This window comes from Streptosporangium brasiliense (genome assembly GCF_030811595.1).
GTDB classification, from domain to species: Bacteria; Actinomycetota; Actinomycetes; order Streptosporangiales; family Streptosporangiaceae; genus Streptosporangium; species Streptosporangium brasiliense.
In genome coordinates this window covers 1,062,878-1,080,274 of record NZ_JAUSRB010000001.1, presented here as the reverse complement: position 1 = coordinate 1,080,274, position 17,397 = coordinate 1,062,878, and the positions used below count along the sequence as shown (strand labels likewise).

At 69.8% G+C, this 17,397-nt stretch carries 16 protein-coding genes; 7 read left to right on the top strand and 9 right to left on the bottom strand.

The features are described 5' to 3' along the window. Window positions 1-10 precede the first annotated feature (10 nt). From qcrC to qcrB, 3 genes are read left to right on the top strand one after another with little or no spacing between them, the layout of a single operon-like run. Window positions 11-820 (top strand): cytochrome bc1 complex diheme cytochrome c subunit, encoded by an 810-nt coding sequence (gene qcrC, locus J2S55_RS04775; RefSeq protein ID WP_306857591.1) that lies wholly within the window; start codon window positions 11-13, stop codon window positions 818-820. Beyond that, window positions 817-1,926: a cytochrome bc1 complex Rieske iron-sulfur subunit gene (qcrA, locus tag J2S55_RS04770; protein WP_306857590.1), complete on the top strand. Its 1,110-nt coding sequence runs from the start codon at window positions 817-819 to the stop codon at window positions 1,924-1,926. Before qcrC ends, qcrA begins: the two co-directional genes overlap by 4 nt. Then, window positions 1,923-3,560, top strand: coding sequence for a cytochrome bc1 complex cytochrome b subunit (gene qcrB, locus J2S55_RS04765; RefSeq protein WP_306857589.1), 1,638 nt, complete (start codon window positions 1,923-1,925; stop codon window positions 3,558-3,560). The genes qcrA and qcrB overlap by 4 nt, the downstream gene beginning before the upstream one ends. Window positions 3,561-3,996: 436 nt before the next feature. On the opposite strand, the gene J2S55_RS04760 is transcribed toward qcrB, so the two are convergent. The 4 genes from J2S55_RS04760 to ctaC all read right to left on the bottom strand — a co-directional run bounded on the left by J2S55_RS04760 (window position 3,997) and on the right by ctaC (window position 8,163). Beyond that, a complete protein-coding gene (locus J2S55_RS04760; protein WP_306857588.1) occupies window positions 3,997-5,205 on the bottom strand; it encodes a L,D-transpeptidase in 1,209 nt (402 codons plus the stop codon). Between the two features lie 155 nt (window positions 5,206-5,360). Continuing rightward, the gene (locus J2S55_RS04755) at window positions 5,361-5,756 is read right to left on the bottom strand and encodes a cytochrome c oxidase subunit 4 (RefSeq protein ID WP_306857586.1); all 396 of its coding nucleotides are present in this window, start codon (window positions 5,754-5,756) and stop codon (window positions 5,361-5,363) included. After that, complete coding sequence (ctaD, locus tag J2S55_RS04750; RefSeq protein WP_306857584.1) at window positions 5,753-7,417, bottom strand: aa3-type cytochrome oxidase subunit I; 1,665 nt, start codon at window positions 7,415-7,417, stop codon at window positions 5,753-5,755. The genes J2S55_RS04755 and ctaD overlap by 4 nt, the downstream gene beginning before the upstream one ends. Beyond that, a complete protein-coding gene (gene ctaC / locus J2S55_RS04745; RefSeq protein WP_442480239.1) occupies window positions 7,414-8,163 on the bottom strand; it encodes an aa3-type cytochrome oxidase subunit II in 750 nt (249 codons plus the stop codon). The genes ctaD and ctaC overlap by 4 nt, the downstream gene beginning before the upstream one ends. 216 nt (window positions 8,164-8,379) lie before the next feature. Here ctaC and J2S55_RS04740 point away from each other — a divergent pair, with 216 nt between their 5' ends. From J2S55_RS04740 to J2S55_RS04730, 3 genes are read left to right on the top strand one after another with little or no spacing between them, the layout of a single operon-like run. Next, window positions 8,380-9,516: a cysteine desulfurase family protein gene (locus J2S55_RS04740; protein ID WP_306857582.1), complete on the top strand. Its 1,137-nt coding sequence runs from the start codon at window positions 8,380-8,382 to the stop codon at window positions 9,514-9,516. A 25-nt stretch (window positions 9,517-9,541) separates the two neighbouring features. Continuing rightward, entirely contained in the window at window positions 9,542-9,811 is a 270-nt protein-coding gene (locus tag J2S55_RS04735) for a sulfurtransferase TusA family protein (RefSeq protein ID WP_306857580.1), read from the top strand. 57 nt (window positions 9,812-9,868) lie between these two features. After that, a complete protein-coding gene (locus J2S55_RS04730) occupies window positions 9,869-10,291 on the top strand; it encodes a CBS domain-containing protein (protein WP_306857579.1) in 423 nt (140 codons plus the stop codon). Between the two features lie 267 nt (window positions 10,292-10,558). Here J2S55_RS04730 and J2S55_RS04725 read toward each other — a convergent pair whose 3' ends face one another. After that, entirely contained in the window at window positions 10,559-11,545 is a 987-nt protein-coding gene (locus J2S55_RS04725; protein ID WP_306857578.1) for a carbohydrate kinase family protein, read from the bottom strand. A gap of 173 nt (window positions 11,546-11,718) precedes the next feature. Next, window positions 11,719-12,072 (bottom strand): iron-sulfur cluster insertion protein ErpA, encoded by a 354-nt coding sequence (erpA, locus tag J2S55_RS04720; protein WP_306857577.1) that lies wholly within the window; start codon window positions 12,070-12,072, stop codon window positions 11,719-11,721. 193 nt (window positions 12,073-12,265) lie between these two features. Here erpA and nadA point away from each other — a divergent pair, with 193 nt between their 5' ends. Beyond that, entirely contained in the window at window positions 12,266-13,420 is a 1,155-nt protein-coding gene (gene nadA / locus J2S55_RS04715) for a quinolinate synthase NadA (protein ID WP_306857575.1), read from the top strand. Between the two features lie 82 nt (window positions 13,421-13,502). Here the strand turns inward: nadA and J2S55_RS04710 are convergent, their stop codons facing one another. The 3 genes from J2S55_RS04710 to J2S55_RS04700 form a co-directional block, all read right to left on the bottom strand. Next, window positions 13,503-14,249 (bottom strand): SIMPL domain-containing protein, encoded by a 747-nt coding sequence (locus J2S55_RS04710; RefSeq protein WP_306857573.1) that lies wholly within the window; start codon window positions 14,247-14,249, stop codon window positions 13,503-13,505. A gap of 86 nt (window positions 14,250-14,335) precedes the next feature. Beyond that, window positions 14,336-15,088 (bottom strand): maleylpyruvate isomerase family mycothiol-dependent enzyme, encoded by a 753-nt coding sequence (locus J2S55_RS04705; protein WP_306857571.1) that lies wholly within the window; start codon window positions 15,086-15,088, stop codon window positions 14,336-14,338. Window position 15,089: 1 nt separating this feature from the next. Further along, window positions 15,090-17,381 carry a serine/threonine protein kinase gene (locus J2S55_RS04700; protein WP_306857569.1) on the bottom strand — a complete coding sequence of 764 codons (2,292 nt, stop codon included), beginning with the start codon at window positions 17,379-17,381 and terminating at the stop codon, window positions 15,090-15,092. Between the last annotated feature and the right edge of the window lie 16 nt (window positions 17,382-17,397).

The following is a 17,397-nucleotide window of genomic DNA, read 5'->3' as shown; positions in this document are numbered from 1 at the left end:
GGGGATCTCAGTGAACAGGATCACCGCTAGGCGGCGGCATCCCCTCGCGAGATACGCCGTCCTGCTTCTGGCCCTCGGGCTGGTCGGGGGGTTCTACACCCTCGTGGCCCCGCCGAGCGAGCGGGCCGACGCGGCCATCGCCGCCGGCAGGGCCGACGACGTGGCGCAGGGCAAGAAACTCTTCGAGCAGAGCTGCGCCAGCTGCCACGGCCTCAACGCCGAGGGCACGGCGAACGGCCCGACGCTCGTCGGCGTCGGCGCGGCGGCCGTGGACTTCCAGGTCAGCAGTGGCCGTATGCCCCTGGCCAACCCCGGCGCCCAGGCGCCGCGCAAGCCCGTGGCCCCGTGGGTCAACGACGAGACCATCAGGCAGCTCTCGGCCTACATCCAGTCCCTCGGCGGCGGCCCGACCGTCCCCACGCAGGAGCAGGTCGACCCCGCGAAGGGCAACAAGGCGAAGGGTGGCGAGCTGTTCCGCGCGAACTGCATCCAGTGCCACAACTTCGTCGGCTCCGGCGGCGCCCTGACCCAGGGCAAGTACGCTCCGCCGCTGCACGACGCCACCCCGACGCAGATCTACGAGGCCATGATCACTGGCCCGCAGGCGATGCCGGTGTTCAACGACAGCATCATCACTCCCGAGCAGAAGCGGGACATGATCGCCTACATCGTGGGCGTGCGTGAGGAGCCCAACCCCGGCGGCGCAGGTCTCGGCCGCATCGGCCCGGTAACCGAGGGCCTGGTGGCCTGGATCGCGGGCATCAGCCTGCTCGCCCTGGCCGCCATCTGGATCACCGCGAAGAAGCGACAGGCCCAATGACTGACAACAATCACGACATCGAGCAGCCCGAAGACCGCGTGCCCAAGCGCGTCATCGGCACCCCCTCGCCCGCCACAGGCACCTCCCTGCTCGGCGCCGAGGAGCAGCACGCCGGGGGCGTCGACGTCCCCGGCGTGACCCTCCAGAACGAGGCGACGGCGAAGAAGGGCGAGAAGTTCGCCGCCCTGTGCTTCACCGTCGCCCTGCTCGCGGGCATCGGCTTCATCGTGGCCTACGTGGTCTTCCAGGTCGGCGACGTCGAGAAGACGCAGCTCTCCACCCTGGCCCTGGGCGGCGCGCTCACCCTGGCGCTGATGGCGCTGGCCGCGGGCATCGTGGTCTGGGTCCGCATGATCATGCCGAAGTACAACCTGGTCCAGGAGCGCCACCCGATGGCCTCCGACGGCCAGACCCGGGAATACGTCGCCGAGACCTTCACCCAGGGCGTGGCCGAGAGCGGCATCACCAAGCGGCCGCTGCTGCGCCGCACGCTGCTGATGGCCGCCGCCCCGCTGGGCCTGGCCCCGCTGGTCCTACTGCGCGACCTCGGCCCGTCCTACGCCGACTTCCCGAGCAAGCTGCGGCACACCGTCTGGGGAGAGAAGACCAAGGACGGCAAGCCTCGCAAGCTCGTCGTGGAGGGCACCGGCGCGCCGATCCGCGCGGCGGACTTCAACTCCCCGGGCGGCATCCTGTCGGTGGTGCCCGAGGGTTACGAGCACGACCTGAACGCGCTGGCCAAGGCCACGCTGATCTTGATCAAATTCCGCCCGGAAGAGATCAAGTCCGGAACGAACCTGAACTGGACGCACGACGGCATCGTCGCGTACTCGAAGATCTGCACGCACGTGGGCTGCCCCGCCGCCCTCTACGAGCAGACCACGCACCACATCCTGTGCCCGTGCCACCAGTCCACCTTCGATGCCGCCGACGGCGCCAAGGTCATCTTCGGTCCGGCCGCCCGGCCTCTGCCCCAGCTGCCCATCGCCGTGGACGATGAGGGATACCTCGTGGCCACGGCTGACTTCGCCGTCCCCCCGGGCCCCAGCTTCTGGGAGCGCGGCGACGCCGAGGCCGAGGTCCGTGAGAACGGAGGCCACGCATGAGCACCGGAACCGTTCCGAAGCCCATAGCGAGCACGAGCAATTTCATCGATGAGCGCATCGGCGCCGGAAACTTCCTCAAGCGCAACCTGCGGAAGGTCTTCCCCGATCACTGGTCGTTCCTGCTGGGCGAGATCGCGCTCTACTCGTTCATCGTCCTGCTGCTGACCGGCACGTTCCTGACGTTCTTCTTCAAGCCCACCATGGGCCACGTCGTCTACGAGGGCTCCTACGAGCCGCTCAAGGGCGTCATGATGTCCGAGGCGTACGCCTCGTCGCTGCACATCAGCTTCGACGTGCGCGGTGGTCTGCTGATGCGGCAGATGCACCACTGGGCGGCCCTGCTGTTCGTCGCCGGCATGATGGTCCACGCGCTCCGAGTGTTCTTCACCGGTGCGTACCGCAAGCCGCGCGAGCTCAACTGGCTGATCGGCGTCCTGCTGCTGACGCTGGCCCTGGCCGAGGGTCTGACCGGCTACTCCCTCCCCGACGACCTGCTCTCCGGCGCGGGTCTGCGGATCACCGAGGGTGTGGCGATCTCGCTGCCGCTGGTCGGCACCTGGATCACCTTCTTCCTCTTCGGCGGCGAATACCCCGGCGAGGACGTGATCTCCCGGTTCTACTCCCTCCACATCCTGCTCATCCCGGGCATCCTGCTGGCGCTCATCACCGCCCACATGATCCTGATGTGGGTGCAGAAGCACACGCAGATGCCGGGCAAGGGCCGCACGAACGACAACGTGGTGGGCGCCCCGTTCTACCCGGCCTTCATGGCCAAGGCCGGCGCCTACTTCATGTTCACCTTCGGCACCATCGCGCTGCTGGGCACCTTCGCGCAGATCAACCCGATCTGGCTGTTCGGCCCCTACACGCCGGCCGACATCTCGGCGGGATCCCAGCCCGACTTCTACATGGGATTCCTGGAGGGCTCGCTCCGGCTGATGCCGGCCTGGGAGATCAACGTCCTGGGCTTCACGCTGCCGATGAGCGTGCTGATCCCGGCGCTGGTCCCGATGGGCATCGTCATGACGGGCCTGGCCCTCTACCCGTTCATCGAGCAGTGGGTGACCGGGGACCGCAGCGAGCACCACGTCGCCGAGCGTCCCCGCAACAACCCGCACCGCACCTCGATCGGCATGTCGGCGGTCACCTTCTACGGCATCCTGTGGCTGCTGGGCGCCAACGACGAGATCGCCTCGTTCTTCCACGTCTCGCTGAACTGGACGACCTACGTCGGCCGGGTGCTGATCTTCGTCGGCCCGGCGGTGGCCTACATGATCACCTACCGGGTCTGCCTGGGCCTGCAGCGCAGCGACGCCGCGGTCATCGGGCACGGCGTGGAGTCCGGCGTCATCAAGCGCCTGCCCTCGGGTGAATACATCGAGGTCCACGTCCCGCCGAACGAGGCCATCGAGGCCCACGTCCGGGGCAAGACGGCGATCCCGGTGATCACCGGTACCGACGTCGACAGCGACGGCATCCCGCCCAAGGGGATGCGCGGCCCGCTCGGCAAGCTCCGCGCCAAGATGAGCAATGCCTACGGCGGCGAGAAGATCCCGCTCGACGGTGACCACGGTCACGACGAGCACGCGGCCATCGGCGCGGGCGAGGAAGACAAGTCCCTCACCCGCCACTGATCCGCTACGGACAGGGCCCGGACACCTCGGTGTCCGGGCCCTGTCGCTTTCCCGGGACGGGTCGCCCACGCCGCCCGGAACGGTCCCCCGGCGCTCCGGGGGCGGCTCCCGACGACCCACGTCGCCTCCCGGACCGATCCCCGGCGTCCCCGAGACGGCCCCTGAGGCGCTCCTACGCCCCACCCCCTCCCCAGGGGCCCACGTCCCGCCGGGCGGGCCGTACGGCCTCCTCAGCGGCTTCCACGCCCCGCCGCGCCCGCCGCCCGCCCCGGTCACCCGGCCGAGCCGTGCTCCTCCGGGTCCCACCGGCACGGCCCGGGGCCCTCCCAGGACCGCCCTGGGGACTTCTCACGGCTCCTCACGCCTGTGCCGCCCCTCGCCCGGTCCAGGGAGCGGGCGGGCCGTACGGCGCCCCCAGGGGCCCGCGCAGGCGCGGTCAGCGGGCCTCGGTGGTGAAGTGCTTGACGCTGCTCCACTTGAGCCACTGCTTCCAGTTCTCCTGCCAGTGCCCCCACCCGTTGGTGGGCTCCAGTACCCGGGGCGAGCCGGTGATGATGATCGGGTCGCCGATCAGGGTGTTGTCGATGAACCACTTGGCGTTCGCCGGGCTGACGTTGACGCAGCCGTGGCTGACGTTGGAGTTGCCCTGCGAGCCCACCGACCACGGGGCGCTGTGGACGTATTCGCCGCTGTTGGAGATGCGGACGGTGTTGTAGACCGTCATCTGGTAGTAGCCCGCCTGGCCGGGCCCGATCCCGGGCGAGGTCATGACGGTGACGGGCTCGCGGGACATGGCCAGGTGGATGCCGCTGGTCGTGTAGTACTTCCAGGTCCCGCCCTGGCCCGCGCTCATCGGCATCTCGCGGACCCTCCTGCCGTCGCGCCTGACGGTCAGGTGGTGGGAGTCGGTGCTCCCCCGGGTGATCTGGGAACGGCCGATCTTGAATTCGATGCGCTGGTTCCGCGCGCCGTACAGGCCCTCGCCGCCGCGCACGCCGGCCAGGCGGGCCTCGACCCGGACCTTGGTGTGGGCCGGCCAGAACTCCTTGGGGCGGAAGTGCACCGTCTTGTCGTCGAACCAGTGCCACGCCCCGAAGACCGGTTTGGAGGTGTGGACCAGCAGGTTGCGCTCCACCGAGACGCGGTCGGTGATGGGCTGGTCGAAAGTGATCATCACCGGCATGCCGACGCCGACGGTGAGACCTGTCATGTCCTTGTTGGGGACGAAGGTCTCGATGGCGAAGGTCTTGTCGGCCTTGACGGTGGAGAAGGAGGTGGTGGTCTGGGTGACCTTGCCGGCCGGGTTCACCGCGGTGGCGCTGACCTGGTAGGAGGTGCCGGGGGCCGCGGTGCCCCGGCTGCGCCACTGGGTGCCGTCGGCGCTCAGCGTGCCCGGCAGGAGACCGCCGCGGCCCTTCACGGTGACCTTCTTCAGGGTCCCCCCGTGGGCGGCCACCAGGACGGTGGTGTCGGTCGGCACCCTGCCGGTCCTGTCGATGGGCAGCACGGTGACGGTGGCGTCGGCGTGGCTCGCGGGGGTCGGTCCGCCCCGTACGTCGGTGCCGGTGCCGGCCGAGCATGAGGTCACCAGCACCAAGGCCAGCAGCCCGGCCCCCTGGCTCGAACCGCGGATCGCCTGCCTCACGTGAATTCCCCCGTCCCGGACTGATCGACTGATTCTGTTATTACCCGGAGTAAGCGGAGCACCACGTACGGCATGCCTCATGAACAGCCAACAAACGCAAAAAAGCGGGCCACGGAAGATTCCGTGGCCCGCCTCTCAGCGGAGATCGGCCGGGATCAGTGCGAGAAGTGACCCCGGTAGTACTCGAAGACGAACCCGATCATGCTCATGATGATCGCGAAGACGCCGATGATGAACAGCCACCAGCCGATGACCAGCCCGACCGCGGCGAGCGAGACGGCCAGGCAGACGAACAGCGGCCACCAGCTGTGCGGGCTGAAGAAGCCGAGCTCCCCGGCGCCGTCGCTGATCTCGGCCTGCTTGTTGTCCTCCGGCTGGTCGCCGATGCGGCGGGCCGTGTACATCAGGTAGTAGCCGATCATGAAGGCGAAGCCCACCGAGATGGCCATCGCCGTCGTGCCGACCGGCTCCCTCGACCAGAACCAGTAGACGACGTCCACTGCGGCGAAGAAGATTCCGCAGAGGATGAACAACCAACCCTGGACTCTCATCGGGTCTCCTCCTGCAGCTCGCGCGGGGCCGAGGCGTAGGGGTATCTGAGGTCGAACGCCGGGCGCTCGGAGCGGATGCGCGGCAGCGAGGTGAAGTTGTGCCGCGGCGGCGGGCAGGAGGTCGCCCACTCCAGGGAGTTGCCGAAGCCCCAGGGGTCGTTCACGGTGACCTTCGGCGCGGTCTTGTGGGTCTTCCACACGTTGTAGAGGAACGGCAGCGTGGAGGCGCCCAGCAGGAAGGCGCCGACCGAGGAGACCATGTTCAGGTCGGTGAAGCCGTCGATCGGGCTGTAGTCGGCGTAGCGGCGCGGGAAGCCCTGCGCGCCGAGCCAGTGCTGGACCAGGAAGGTGGTGTGGAAGCCGATGAACAGCGTCCAGAAGTGCACCTTGCCCAGGGTGTCGTTGAGCATCTTGCCGGTGAACTTGGGCCACCAGAAGTAGAAGCCGGCGAACATCGCGAACACCACGGTGCCGAAGACGACGTAGTGGAAGTGGGCCACGACGAAATAGGAGTCGGCGACCTGGAAGTCCAGCGGCGGCGAGGCGAGGATGACGCCGGTCAGGCCACCGAACAGGAAGGTGACCAGGAAGCCGATCGAGAACAGCATCGGCGACTCGAAGGACAGGTGTCCCCGCCACATCGTGCCGATCCAGTTGAAGAACTTCACTCCGGTCGGGACCGCGATGAGGAAGGTCATGAACGAGAAGAACGGCAGCAGCACCTGTCCGGTCGGGAACATGTGGTGCGCCCAGACCGTGATCGACAGACCCGCGATGGCGATGGTCGCGCCGACGAGGCTGATGTAGCCGAACAGCGGCTTGCGGCTGAAGACCGGCAGGATCTCGGTCACGATGCCGAAGAACGGCAGCGCGATGATGTAGACCTCGGGGTGGCCGAAGAACCAGAACAGGTGCTGCCAGAGCAGCGCGCCGCCGGTGGCCGAGTCGAAGATGTGGGTGCCGAGCTTGCGGTCGGCCTCCAGGGCCAGCAGCGCGGCGGCCAGCACGGGGAAGGCCATCAGCACCAGGATCGAGGTGAGCAGCACGTTCCAGGTGAACATCGGCATCCGGAACATGGTCATGCCGGGGGCGCGCATGCAGACGATCGTGGTGATGAAGTTGACCGAGCCGAGGATCGTGCCCAGACCGCTGATGGTCAGGCCGACGATCCACAGGTCACCGCCGATGCCCGGCGAGCTGATCGCGTTCGACAGCGGGGTGTAGGCGAACCAGCCGAAGCTGGCCGCGCCGCCCGGGGTCAGGAACCCCGACAGGGCGATGGTGCTGCCGAAGGTGAACAGCCAGTAGCTGACCATGTTCAGGCGCGGGAACGCCACGTCGGGGGCGCCGATCTGCAGCGGCATGAGCTCGTTGGCGAAGCCGGCGAACAGCGGCGTCGCGAACATCAGCAGCATGACCGTGCCGTGCATGGTGAACAGCTGGTTGAACTGCTCGTTGCTGGTGATCTGCAGGCCCGGCTGCGCCAGCTCCGCTCGCATGATCAGCGCCATGACGCCGCCGATCAGGAAGAACACGAACGAAGTGATCAGATAGAGGTGCCCGATGATCTTGTGATCGGTGGACGACGCCCACTTGGTGATGATCGATCCCTTGCGGGTCGTCACCGGCGCGAGGGCGATGGGCTCGTTAAGTGCGGTCACTGGGCACCCGCCTGGCTAGCGATGTACTGGTCGAACTCGGCCTGCGGGACGAGCTTCACGTTGAAGAGCATCCGGCTGTGGTCGACGCCGCAGAGCTCGGCGCACCGGCCGGCGTAGACGGCCGGCTTGTCCAGCGTGTCGACCTCGAACTTGTTCTCCACCCCGGGGATCACGTCCCGCTTGAAGTGGAAGGCCGGCACCCAGAAGGAGTGGATGACGTCCGGCGAGACGAGGTCGAACTCCACCTTCTGGTTGACCGGGAGCATCAGCTGCGGCCCCTGGGTGTAGTCGCCCACGGGCTTGCCGACGACTTCGACCTTCTTGCCGTTGTATTCGGTCGTGAAGCGCCAGCTCCACTGGAAGCCCTCGACCTTGACCTTCACCGGCGCCTGGCCGGACACGATGTTGATGTAGTTCTGGTCGCGCGCGGTGAAGAAGAAGAACACGCCGACCATGATGATCGGCACCACCGTGTAGAGGATCTCGATGGGGAGGTTGTAGCGCACCTGCGGCGGCAGCTCTTCCTTCGAGTGCTTCTTCTTACGGTGGAAGGCGACGGACCACAGGATCAGGCCCCACACGACCACACCGGTGGCGAGAGCGGCGATCCAGGATCCGTTCCACAGATTCTGGACGGTCTCGGCCTGCTTGGTGACGGCACCCGGCAAGCCGCCACGGGACCATTCTTCGGCACTACACGCCGTCGCGGACACCAACACCAGCGCCAGAGCGGCAGCGCGTGGCACCCGGCGGCGGGCCAACGGACGCCGTGCAGAACGGCGGGTCGGACTCACGGATCGCCTACCCCACAGATGAAGCCCAGGAGTCACTCCTGGGCGGTCGTTTATTCATGTTCACAACTTGTAGTTCACAGCTTTACGCTGGGGGACACATTAGCGCGGACCACCCCCGCCCCCCCGCGCAGCCCCCGATTGCGCCGCGCGTGATGCGACGATTGAGGCGTGGCGTACTTCGACGCGGCCTCCACCGAGCCGCTGCACCCTCAGGCACGCGAGGCCCTGATCGCGGCGCTCGACGTCGGCTGGGCCGATCCGGCGAGACTGTACGGTCCCGCCCGCCGGGCAAGCATGTTACTGGAACAGGCGCGCACCGAGGTCGCCGAAGCGCTCGGCGCCCGGCCCGACGAGGTCTCCTTCACCACCTCCGGCACCCAGGCGGTGCACCTGGGCGTGCTCGGCACCCTGCACGGACGGCGCCGCGCCGGGCGCCGCCTGGTGACCTCGGCGGTGGAGCACTCCAGTGTGCTGCACGCCGCCGGTGTCCACGAACGCGACGGCGGCTCGGTCGAGACGGTCGGCGTCGGCCGCACCGGCGCGGTGGACCTGACGGCCTTCGGCGAGGCGGTGCGGGCCGACGGCACGGCCCTGGCCTGCCTGCAGAGCGCCAACCACGAGGTCGGCACGGTCCAGCCGGTCGCCGAGGCGGCGGCCCTGTGCGCCGAGGCCGGCGTGCCGCTGCTGGTGGACGCGGCGCAGTCCGTGGGCCGGATGCCGCCGCCGCGGGGCTGGTCGGTGCTGACGGCCAGCGCGCACAAGTGGGGCGGCCCCGCGGGGGTCGGCGTGCTGGTGGTCCGCAAGGGCACCCGGTGGCGCAGCCCGCTCCCCGAGGACGAGCGGGAGCGCCGCCGGGTCCCCGGCTTCGAGAACGTGCCGGCGATCGTCGCGGCGGCCGCCGCGCTGCGCGCGACGGCGGCCGAGTCGGCGCAGGAGTCGGCCCGGCTCTCGGCGCTCGTGGACCGGATCAGGACCGAGGTGCCCCGGCTCGTCCCCGACGTCGAGGTCATCGGCGATCCCGTCGCACGGGCCCCGCATATTGTCACCTTTTCGTGTCTTTACGTAGAAGGTGAGGCATTGTTGACAGAACTAGATAAGGCGGGATTCGCCATATCGTCCGGTAGTTCCTGCACGGCGAGTACGCTTCGTCCATCACACGTTTTGGAGGCCATGGGCGTGCTTACCCACGGGAACGTCCGGGTATCGCTGCCTCAGGGCGCATCCGCGGCGGACGTCGACCGCTTCCTCGCCGTCCTGCCGGACATGGTGAAGAGGATCCGCGAGGAGGCGGGCGTAAGGCTGTGATCGACATTCGGGGAGTGAAGGTTTCATGACGTCCAGGCAGACCGCCACGGAGGGATCCACCCAGCCTCCGGCGCTGACCATCGACGCGCTGGGCAAGAAGTGCCCGATCCCCATCATCATGCTCGCCGAGCAGATCAACCACGTCCCGCGCAACGGGATCGTCTCGGTCCTCGCCGACGACCCCGCGGCCTTCACCGACATCCCGGCCTGGTGCCGGCTGAAGTCCCACCACCACGTGGCCAGCTACGAGCTGCCCGGCGGCGGCTGGGCCATCCATGTGCGGCGCAACTACTGACCCGCCGGGAAACGGGTAGGACCCCCTGAAAGCCCAGCACACGTTTCGGGGGGAACAATGAGCGGAGAGACCGCCAAGGACCTCATGAGCCCGGGGGCCCGCTGCGTGGAGGCGCACGAGACGCTCGACCGCGCCGCGCAGATGATGCGGGAGATGAACGTCGGCGCGCTGCCGGTCTGCGGCAGCGACGACCGGCTCAAGGGGATCATCACCGACCGTGACATCGTGGTCAAGTGCGTGGCCGCGGGCAAGGACCCGTCGAGGGTGACCGCCGGGGAGATGGCCGCCGGCCTGGTCTGGGTACCCGCGCACGCCACCGTCGGGGAAGTCCTGTCCAAGATGGAGGAGCACCAGATCAGGCGGCTCCCGGTGATCGAGAACAACCGTATCGTCGGGATGATCAGCGAGGCTGATCTGGCCAGACATCTTCCGGACGACCAGCTCGCCGACTTCGTCCATCACATCTACACGGGGGCCTGACCCCCGCACCGCCCGGGGCCCGCCTGGCCCCGGGCGCTCCGGCCCCGGCGGCACGGACCTCATGACGGACGAGGCCACCCAGGGGCGGGAACACGGCCCGCGGGTGGCACGGGCCTCACGACGGGCAGCGCCACCAGGGGCGGGAACACATCCCCCGGCGGCACGGACCTCATGACGGGCGGCGCCGCCAGGAGACTGGAACACGGCCCGTGGTGGAGCCGGTGAGCGGCCGGTGGCCGCCCGCCGGCTCCGCCGTGGCCGGGCCGCTCAGGCGTAGTGGCACTTCACGGACCGGGCCACCTCGGCGGCGGCCTCGGCGCCGTAGGCGGCGGCGAAGCGCTCCAGGAAGACCTGCTGCCCCAGTTCGTACTCCTGGCCGCCGACGCGCTCCAGGACGTGGGTGGCGGTGAGGTTGCCCACCTGGCCGCAGCGCTCCAGGGACAGCCCCCAGGCCAGGGCGGCCAGGAAGCCGGAGCGGAAGGCGTCGCCCACACCGGTGGGGTCGGCCTTGCCGAGCTCGGGAGCCGGGGGGACGTGCAGGGACGGCTCGCCCTTGCGGCCGATCACCACGCCCTTGGGACCCAGCGTGGTGACGCGGACGCCGACCCGGTCGAGGATCTCCTCGTCGGACCAGCCGGTCTTCTGCTCGATCAGACCCTTCTCGTAGTCGTTGCCGAACAGGTAGGCGGCGCCGTCGACCAGCTGGCGGATCTGGTCGCTGGGCATGCGGGCCAGCTGCTGCGAGGGGTCGGCCGCGAACGGGATGCCCCGCTGGCGGGCCTCGTCGGTGTGCCGGAGCATCGCGTCGGGGTCGTTGGGGCTGACCAGCACCAGGTCCAGGCCGCCGAGCCGCTGGGCGATCGGGCCGAGCTCGATCAGCCGGGCCTCGGCCATCGCACCGGTGTAGAACGACGCGATCTGGTTGTGATCATCGTCGGTGGTGCACAGGAAGCGGGCGGTGTGGTGGAGCTCGGAGACGTATACCGACTCGCAGTCGACGCCGTGCCGCTCCAGCCAGGAACGGTAGTCGGCGAAGTCAGCGCCGACGGCACCGACCAGGACGGGGTCCAGCCCCAGGCAGCCCATGCCGAAGGCGATGTTGGCCGCGCAGCCGCCGCGGCGGATCTGCAGGTCGTCGACGAGGAACGACAGGGACACCCGGTCGAGCTGGTCGGCGACGAGCTGGTCGCCGAAGCGACCCGGGAAGGTCATCAGGTGGTCGGTCGCGATTGAGCCGGTGACGGCGATGCGCACGGGATCTTTCTCCTCGTTGTCAGCATCTAAGGGAAGGGGTGAGCATTGAAACCCCGCAAGAATACGCGACCCCGCACACGCGCGACGGCCCCTACGAGACCCCGTAGACGCGCGAAAGCCCCGCAAGGTGATGGATGTCTCACCTCAGCGGGGCCACCGCGCGGTTCTTCCGCCTAGTTGAACGAGTCGCCGCAGGCGCAGGAGCCCGTGGCGTTCGGGTTGTCGATCGTGAAGCCCTGCTTCTCGATCGTGTCGACGAAGTCGACCGTGGCACCCACCAGATAGGGGGCGCTCATCCGGTCGGTGACCACGCTGACACCGTTGAAGTCCGTGACGATGTCGCCGTCCATCGAACGATCGTCGAAGAAGAGCTGGTAGCGGAGGCCCGAACAGCCGCCGGGCTGCACGGCCACGCGCAGCTGGAGACCTTCCTCGCCCTGCTGCTCCAGCAGGCTCTTGACCTTGGCGGCGGCCGCGTCACTAAGGATCAGGCCCTGCGCCGTGGTCTCACTGCTCTCAACCGACATGTGGTGACTCCCGCGTCTGCGTCAACCGTCCGGTCGGAACGGCTGTCTGTTTCTGACGTCCTTCTTAGACGCTACCAACACCCACTGGCAGCTACACATTCCTCCGTCCGGAACTACCCCCTCACCCCGGAATAAAGCCCCCTCCGCCGTGTGTCATCATTAGTCGTCAGTTCGACGATAAGGGGGTGTGGCCGTGACGACCACCGAGACCGGGCTTCCGCTCTTCGTCCTCGGCCGGGGGACCGATCCGCACAGTGAACGCGGTGTCGACTGTCCCGGCGAGTTGCCGTCGGCCTCCGATCCAGCGCTCGTGGAGCGCGCCAGGCGGGCCAAGGCCGCCCTCGGCGACCGGGTCTTCGTGCTGGGCCACCACTACCAGCGTGACGAGGTCATCCAGTTCGCCGACGTGACCGGCGACTCCTTCAAGCTCGCCCGGGAGGCGGCGGCCCGGCCGGACGCCGAGTACATCGTCTTCTGCGGCGTGCACTTCATGGCCGAGTCGGCCGACATCCTCACCGGCGACTCGCAGAAAGTCGTGCTGCCCGACCTCGCGGCCGGGTGCTCGATGGCCGACATGGCCACCTTCGACCAGGTCGAGGAGTGCTGGGAGGCGCTGGAGGACGCCGGGATCGCCGGTGTCACCGTCCCGGTCACCTACATGAACTCCAGCGCCGACATCAAGGCGTTCTGCGGCCGCAACGGCGGCGCCGTGTGCACCTCCTCCAACGCCAGGCGCGCCCTCGACTGGGCCTTCTCCCGCGGCGAGAAGGTGCTCTTCCTGCCCGACCAGCACCTGGGGCGCAACACCGCGGTGCTGGAGATGGGCCTGTCCCTGGACGACTGCGTCGTCTACAACCCGCACCGGCCCAACGGTGGGCTGACCGCCCAGCAGCTCGCCGACGCCAAGATGATCCTGTGGAAGGGTCACTGCTCGGTGCACGGCCGCTTCACCGCCGAGTGCGTGGACGACGTCCGCGAGCGGATCCCCGGCGTCAACGTGCTGGTGCACCCCGAGTGCCGGCACGAGGTGGTCACCAAGGCCGACCACGTCGGCTCGACCGAATACATCATCAAGAAGCTCGAAGAGGCTCCGGCGGGGTCGTCGTGGGCGGTGGGCACCGAGCTGAACCTGGTCAAGCGGCTCGGGCAGATGTTCCCCGACAAGAACGTGACGTTCCTGGACCGGACCGTCTGCTACTGCTCGACGATGAACCGGATCGACCTGCCGCACCTGGTGTGGGCGCTGGAGTCGCTGGCGGCCGGCCAGGTCGTCAACCAGATCACCGTGGACGAGGACACCACCCACTGGGCCAAGGTGGCCCTGGACCGGATGCTGGCCCTCCCCTGAGCCGGCCCCGGCGGCCTGGGGCCGGTCCCGGGGTGGGCCCCGGCGCGCTGCGAGCGCCGGGGCCCGCCCCGGGCGCCCCGGGTCACCGCAGCTCGTAGACCACCCGGACGCGGACCGAGACGCTCTGCTGCCCGGGGCTGACGGAGGCGGCCTTGTCGGCGAGCATGGCGCCCCCGAACGTGACCGGCGGGGGCGGGGTGACAGTTTCCTCGTCGATCGACAGGATCCGGCCCAGCTCGCGGCCGGCCAGCCTGGCGTACTGCTCGGCACGGGCGGCGGCGTCCTTGAACGCGGCCTCGCGGGCGGCCTTGAGGATCTTGCGGGTGTTGGACACCTCGAAGGAGACGCCATTCAGGCGGGCGTCCTCGCCGACCCCGGCAGCCGCGTCGATCACCTTGTCGGCGGCCTCGATGTCGCGCACCACGGCCTCGACGCCCTGCGCCGCCCGGTAGCCGGAGACCTTGGGATAGTCGTCGTACTCCGGGCCGAGCGACAGCTCGTCGGTCCGCAGGTCCTTGGCCTCGATCCCCGCCTTGAGCAGGGCATTCGTCAGCCTGGCGGCGGCCTCGCGCGCGGCGGCGAACGCCTCACCCGCGGTGGCGCGGCGCACCTCGACGCCGGCGTTCAGGCGCATGACGTCGGGGGCGGAGGCCAGGCTGCCCTCCCCGCCGACCGTGATCCGAGACTGTCTGTCGTCCACTGTCACCCTCGCGAGATCGGAGCCGGAGTCGTGTCCGGAGGCGGGACCGGAATCGGCGGACGCGGTCCCGCCGAGCATGCCCATGGTGACGAGCGCGGCGGCGGCCGCGGCGTGAGACATCTTGATCATAGGCTCATGGCACCACGGGGCGGGGGCGGCTGCGGGGAGCCACCGGGGTGCCCTGTCATGTCTTGAACCTCCGATCGCCGTGCGCCTCAGATCACGGCGCGCTCCAGCCACCAGCCGAGCAGCCCGGCGTCGCCCTCGACGCCGTAGTCCTGGGGGCTGCGCCGCCCCCACACGACCTGCAGCAGGTCCGCCGCGGTGGCGGCGCGGACGGTCACGGTCCCCGGCCGGAGGGAGCGCGCGTGGTGGAAGCGGTCGGGATCGACGGTGACCACCCATCCGGCGCCGGTGTCGGCCTGCAGGGAGATCGTCTCGCCCGCCCCCCTCAGCTCGGCCACGCCGGGGCTCCAGCGCGCGTACGGCAGGATGTCGAAGAACTCCTCGACCCCGTCGGCGGCCACGTCCTCGTCGACCGAGACCGGCAGGCCCAGCGCGAGCTCGGCGTCCACCCGGTGCACCACGGTCTCGTGGAGCTGGCGCCGCGACCAGAACCGCACGTGCCGGTCGCCGCCCCAGGCCCACATCGGCGCCTGCGGCTCCCGGGACAGCAGCGCCTCGGGCAGGGAGCCGGCCCCCTCCCCCAGCCAGGCGGCGTAGCCGCCGGGGTCGGCGGGCAGGCCCAGCTCCATCCTGTCGCGGTCGTAGCGCCGCTCGGCCAGGTCGCGCACCATCGCGGCGGCCCACCGGTGCACGCCGCCGGTGTGGGCGGTGAGCGCGGCCAGGTCCCAGCCCGGGCAGGTGGGCACCGGGGTGGACATGTCACGGTCCCGCAAGACCTCCGCCATCCGGGTGATCTCCCGGCCGGTGGCCTCGGCGTGCTCGGCGTGGGTCCAGTCCCTCAACTCAGTCCTCCCGCGTGAAGCGCATGAACTGCTTGTCATACTCCTTGGCGTTGGTGCTGGTGGCCAGCACCCGCTTCACCTTCCCCTGAAAGTCGATCACTACCGCCTCGTAGCCGGTGCCCTTGCGCCGCCAGCCGGCGATGTGCCGGTCGTCGTACCAGCCGATGAGCCGCTTGGTCGCGAACGGGATCCTGACCTGGGCCTCGGCGTCGGCGGCGGTGGACCAGACGCAGATCTCCTTCTTGGTCTCCTTGCAGTACGTCATGAGGAGCGTGCCCGAGGGGGAGATGTCGTCGCCCTCCACGGTGATCGGGGTGCCGACGTCCAGCAGGGTCTGCAGCACGGTGCCCTGCAGGTCGTAGAAGCGGATGCGCTGGGTCTTGCCGGTCAGCGCCCAGGTGCCGACCGCCCGGCCGTCCCCTCGCCAGAAGTAGCTCCAGGTGCCCGCGTCCTTCTCCTTCACGTGGACGATCCTGGCCTTCTTCCTGGCGATGTCGATGACCGCGTAGCCGTACTCCTTGCTGGTGTCGCCGGCCGCCTCGTACAGCGTCACCAGGCCCTGCCTGCCGTCCGGGGACCACTGCGGCAGGGTCGGGTAGACCGGCGCCTTGGTGATCTTGACCTTGCTCACCGAGCCCGACCGCCGGTCGACGACGGAGACGACGGCGTAGTTGTTCTTGTCGTAGACCTTGTCGGTGGCCAGCGCGTGGGTGCCGGAGGCGTTCACCGTGTACTGGAAGTACTTGTCGTTCTTGGTGAAGCCGTCGGTGCCGGAGGTGCGGACGTAGAGTTTCTTGTCCCAGTCCAGGCTGTAGGAGCTCAGCTTGATCGGGTCGTCGTCGCTCTCGTGGAGCGTGATCGAGCTGCCCGGGAGCTTGACCGTCCTGGTGGCCTGGGGCAGGGCGGAGACCGCCGGGGTGGCGGCGGGGGTGACGGTGGCGACGGGGTCCCCGGACCCGGAGACGGCCGTCGGCCGGGTGCCGTCCGCCAGGGGGGAGGGCCCCGGATCGGGCGTGGTGCCGCCGCGCAGCGTCAGGGTGATCCCCACGGCGGCGACGAGCGTGACCGCGAGCCCCGCGCCGACCGCGACCCAGACGCCGCGCCCGCGCCTGGCCGCGGGGCCCGCCCCCGGGTACGGCGGGGCGCCCGGGACCGGGTAGGCCGCGGGCCCCCGGCCGGGGCCGCCGTAGGGCGGCGGGGGCGCCTGCTGCGGGTAGCCGGGCCCCCGCTGCCACTGATGGTCCGGCCCGCCCTGCTGCGGGTGGCCCGGTCCGGCCGGGTGGGCCTGCGGATGGCCGCCGGGGCCGGCCGGGCGGGTCTGCTGGTAGCCGCCGGGCCCGGTCTGCTGGTGGCCGCCAGGGCCGGTCTGCTGAGGCTGCTGGTAGCCGTTGGGGCCGGGGCCGGTCTGCTGCGCGGCGGCGGCCGACCCCTCGGCGAGGATCCCGCGGGGGGCGGTGGGCCCCGGCACGCCCGGCGCGCCGCCGGCGTGGCCGAGCAGCCGCAGCAGCGCCTCCCCCGCCGTGGGCCGCAGGGCGGCGTCCTTGGACAGGCACTGCCCCACCAGATCACGCAGCGCCGGATCGGCGATCGCCCGCAGGTCGGGCTCCACGTTCATGATCCGGTTGAAGATCGCGGGCAGGCTGTCGGTGCCGAACGGCGGCGCGCCGGTGGCCGCGAAGACCATCGTGCAGCCCCAGGCGAACATGTCGGCGGGCGAGCCGGCGGCCTCCCCCGCGAGCTGCTCGGGGGTCATGTAGGAGGGGGTGCCGATCGCCATCGCGGTCAGCGTGGAGGTCCGGTCGAGCGCCTTGGCGATGCCGAAGTCGATCACCCGGGGGCCGTCGGGGGCGAGCAGCACGTTGGACGGCTTGAAGTCGCGGTGCACGATCCCGGCCTGGTGGATCGCGACGAGCGCGGTCACGGTGCCGATCGCCAGGCGGTGCAGGGCCGAGCCCTCGCGCGGTCCCTCCTGGGCCACGACGGCGTCCAGCGTCAGGCCGTCGATGTACTCGCTGACGATGTAGGGCCGGTGCTGGTCGACACCGGTGTCGATGACCGCGGCGGTGCAGAACGGCGCGACCCGCTGAGCCGTGCTGACCTCGCGGATGAAACGTTCCAGAGCCTCCTCGTCCTGGGCGAGGTCGGCCCGGAGCAGCTTGACCGCGACGCGGGCGCCGGTGGGCGCCACGCCGAGGTACACCGTCCCCTGGCCCCCTTCACCGAGCCGCGCGGTGAGCCGGTACTCCCGCACCTGCTCGGGATCCCCAGGCCGCAAGGACGCGAGGTCCGGCATGACCACACCCTCCCTT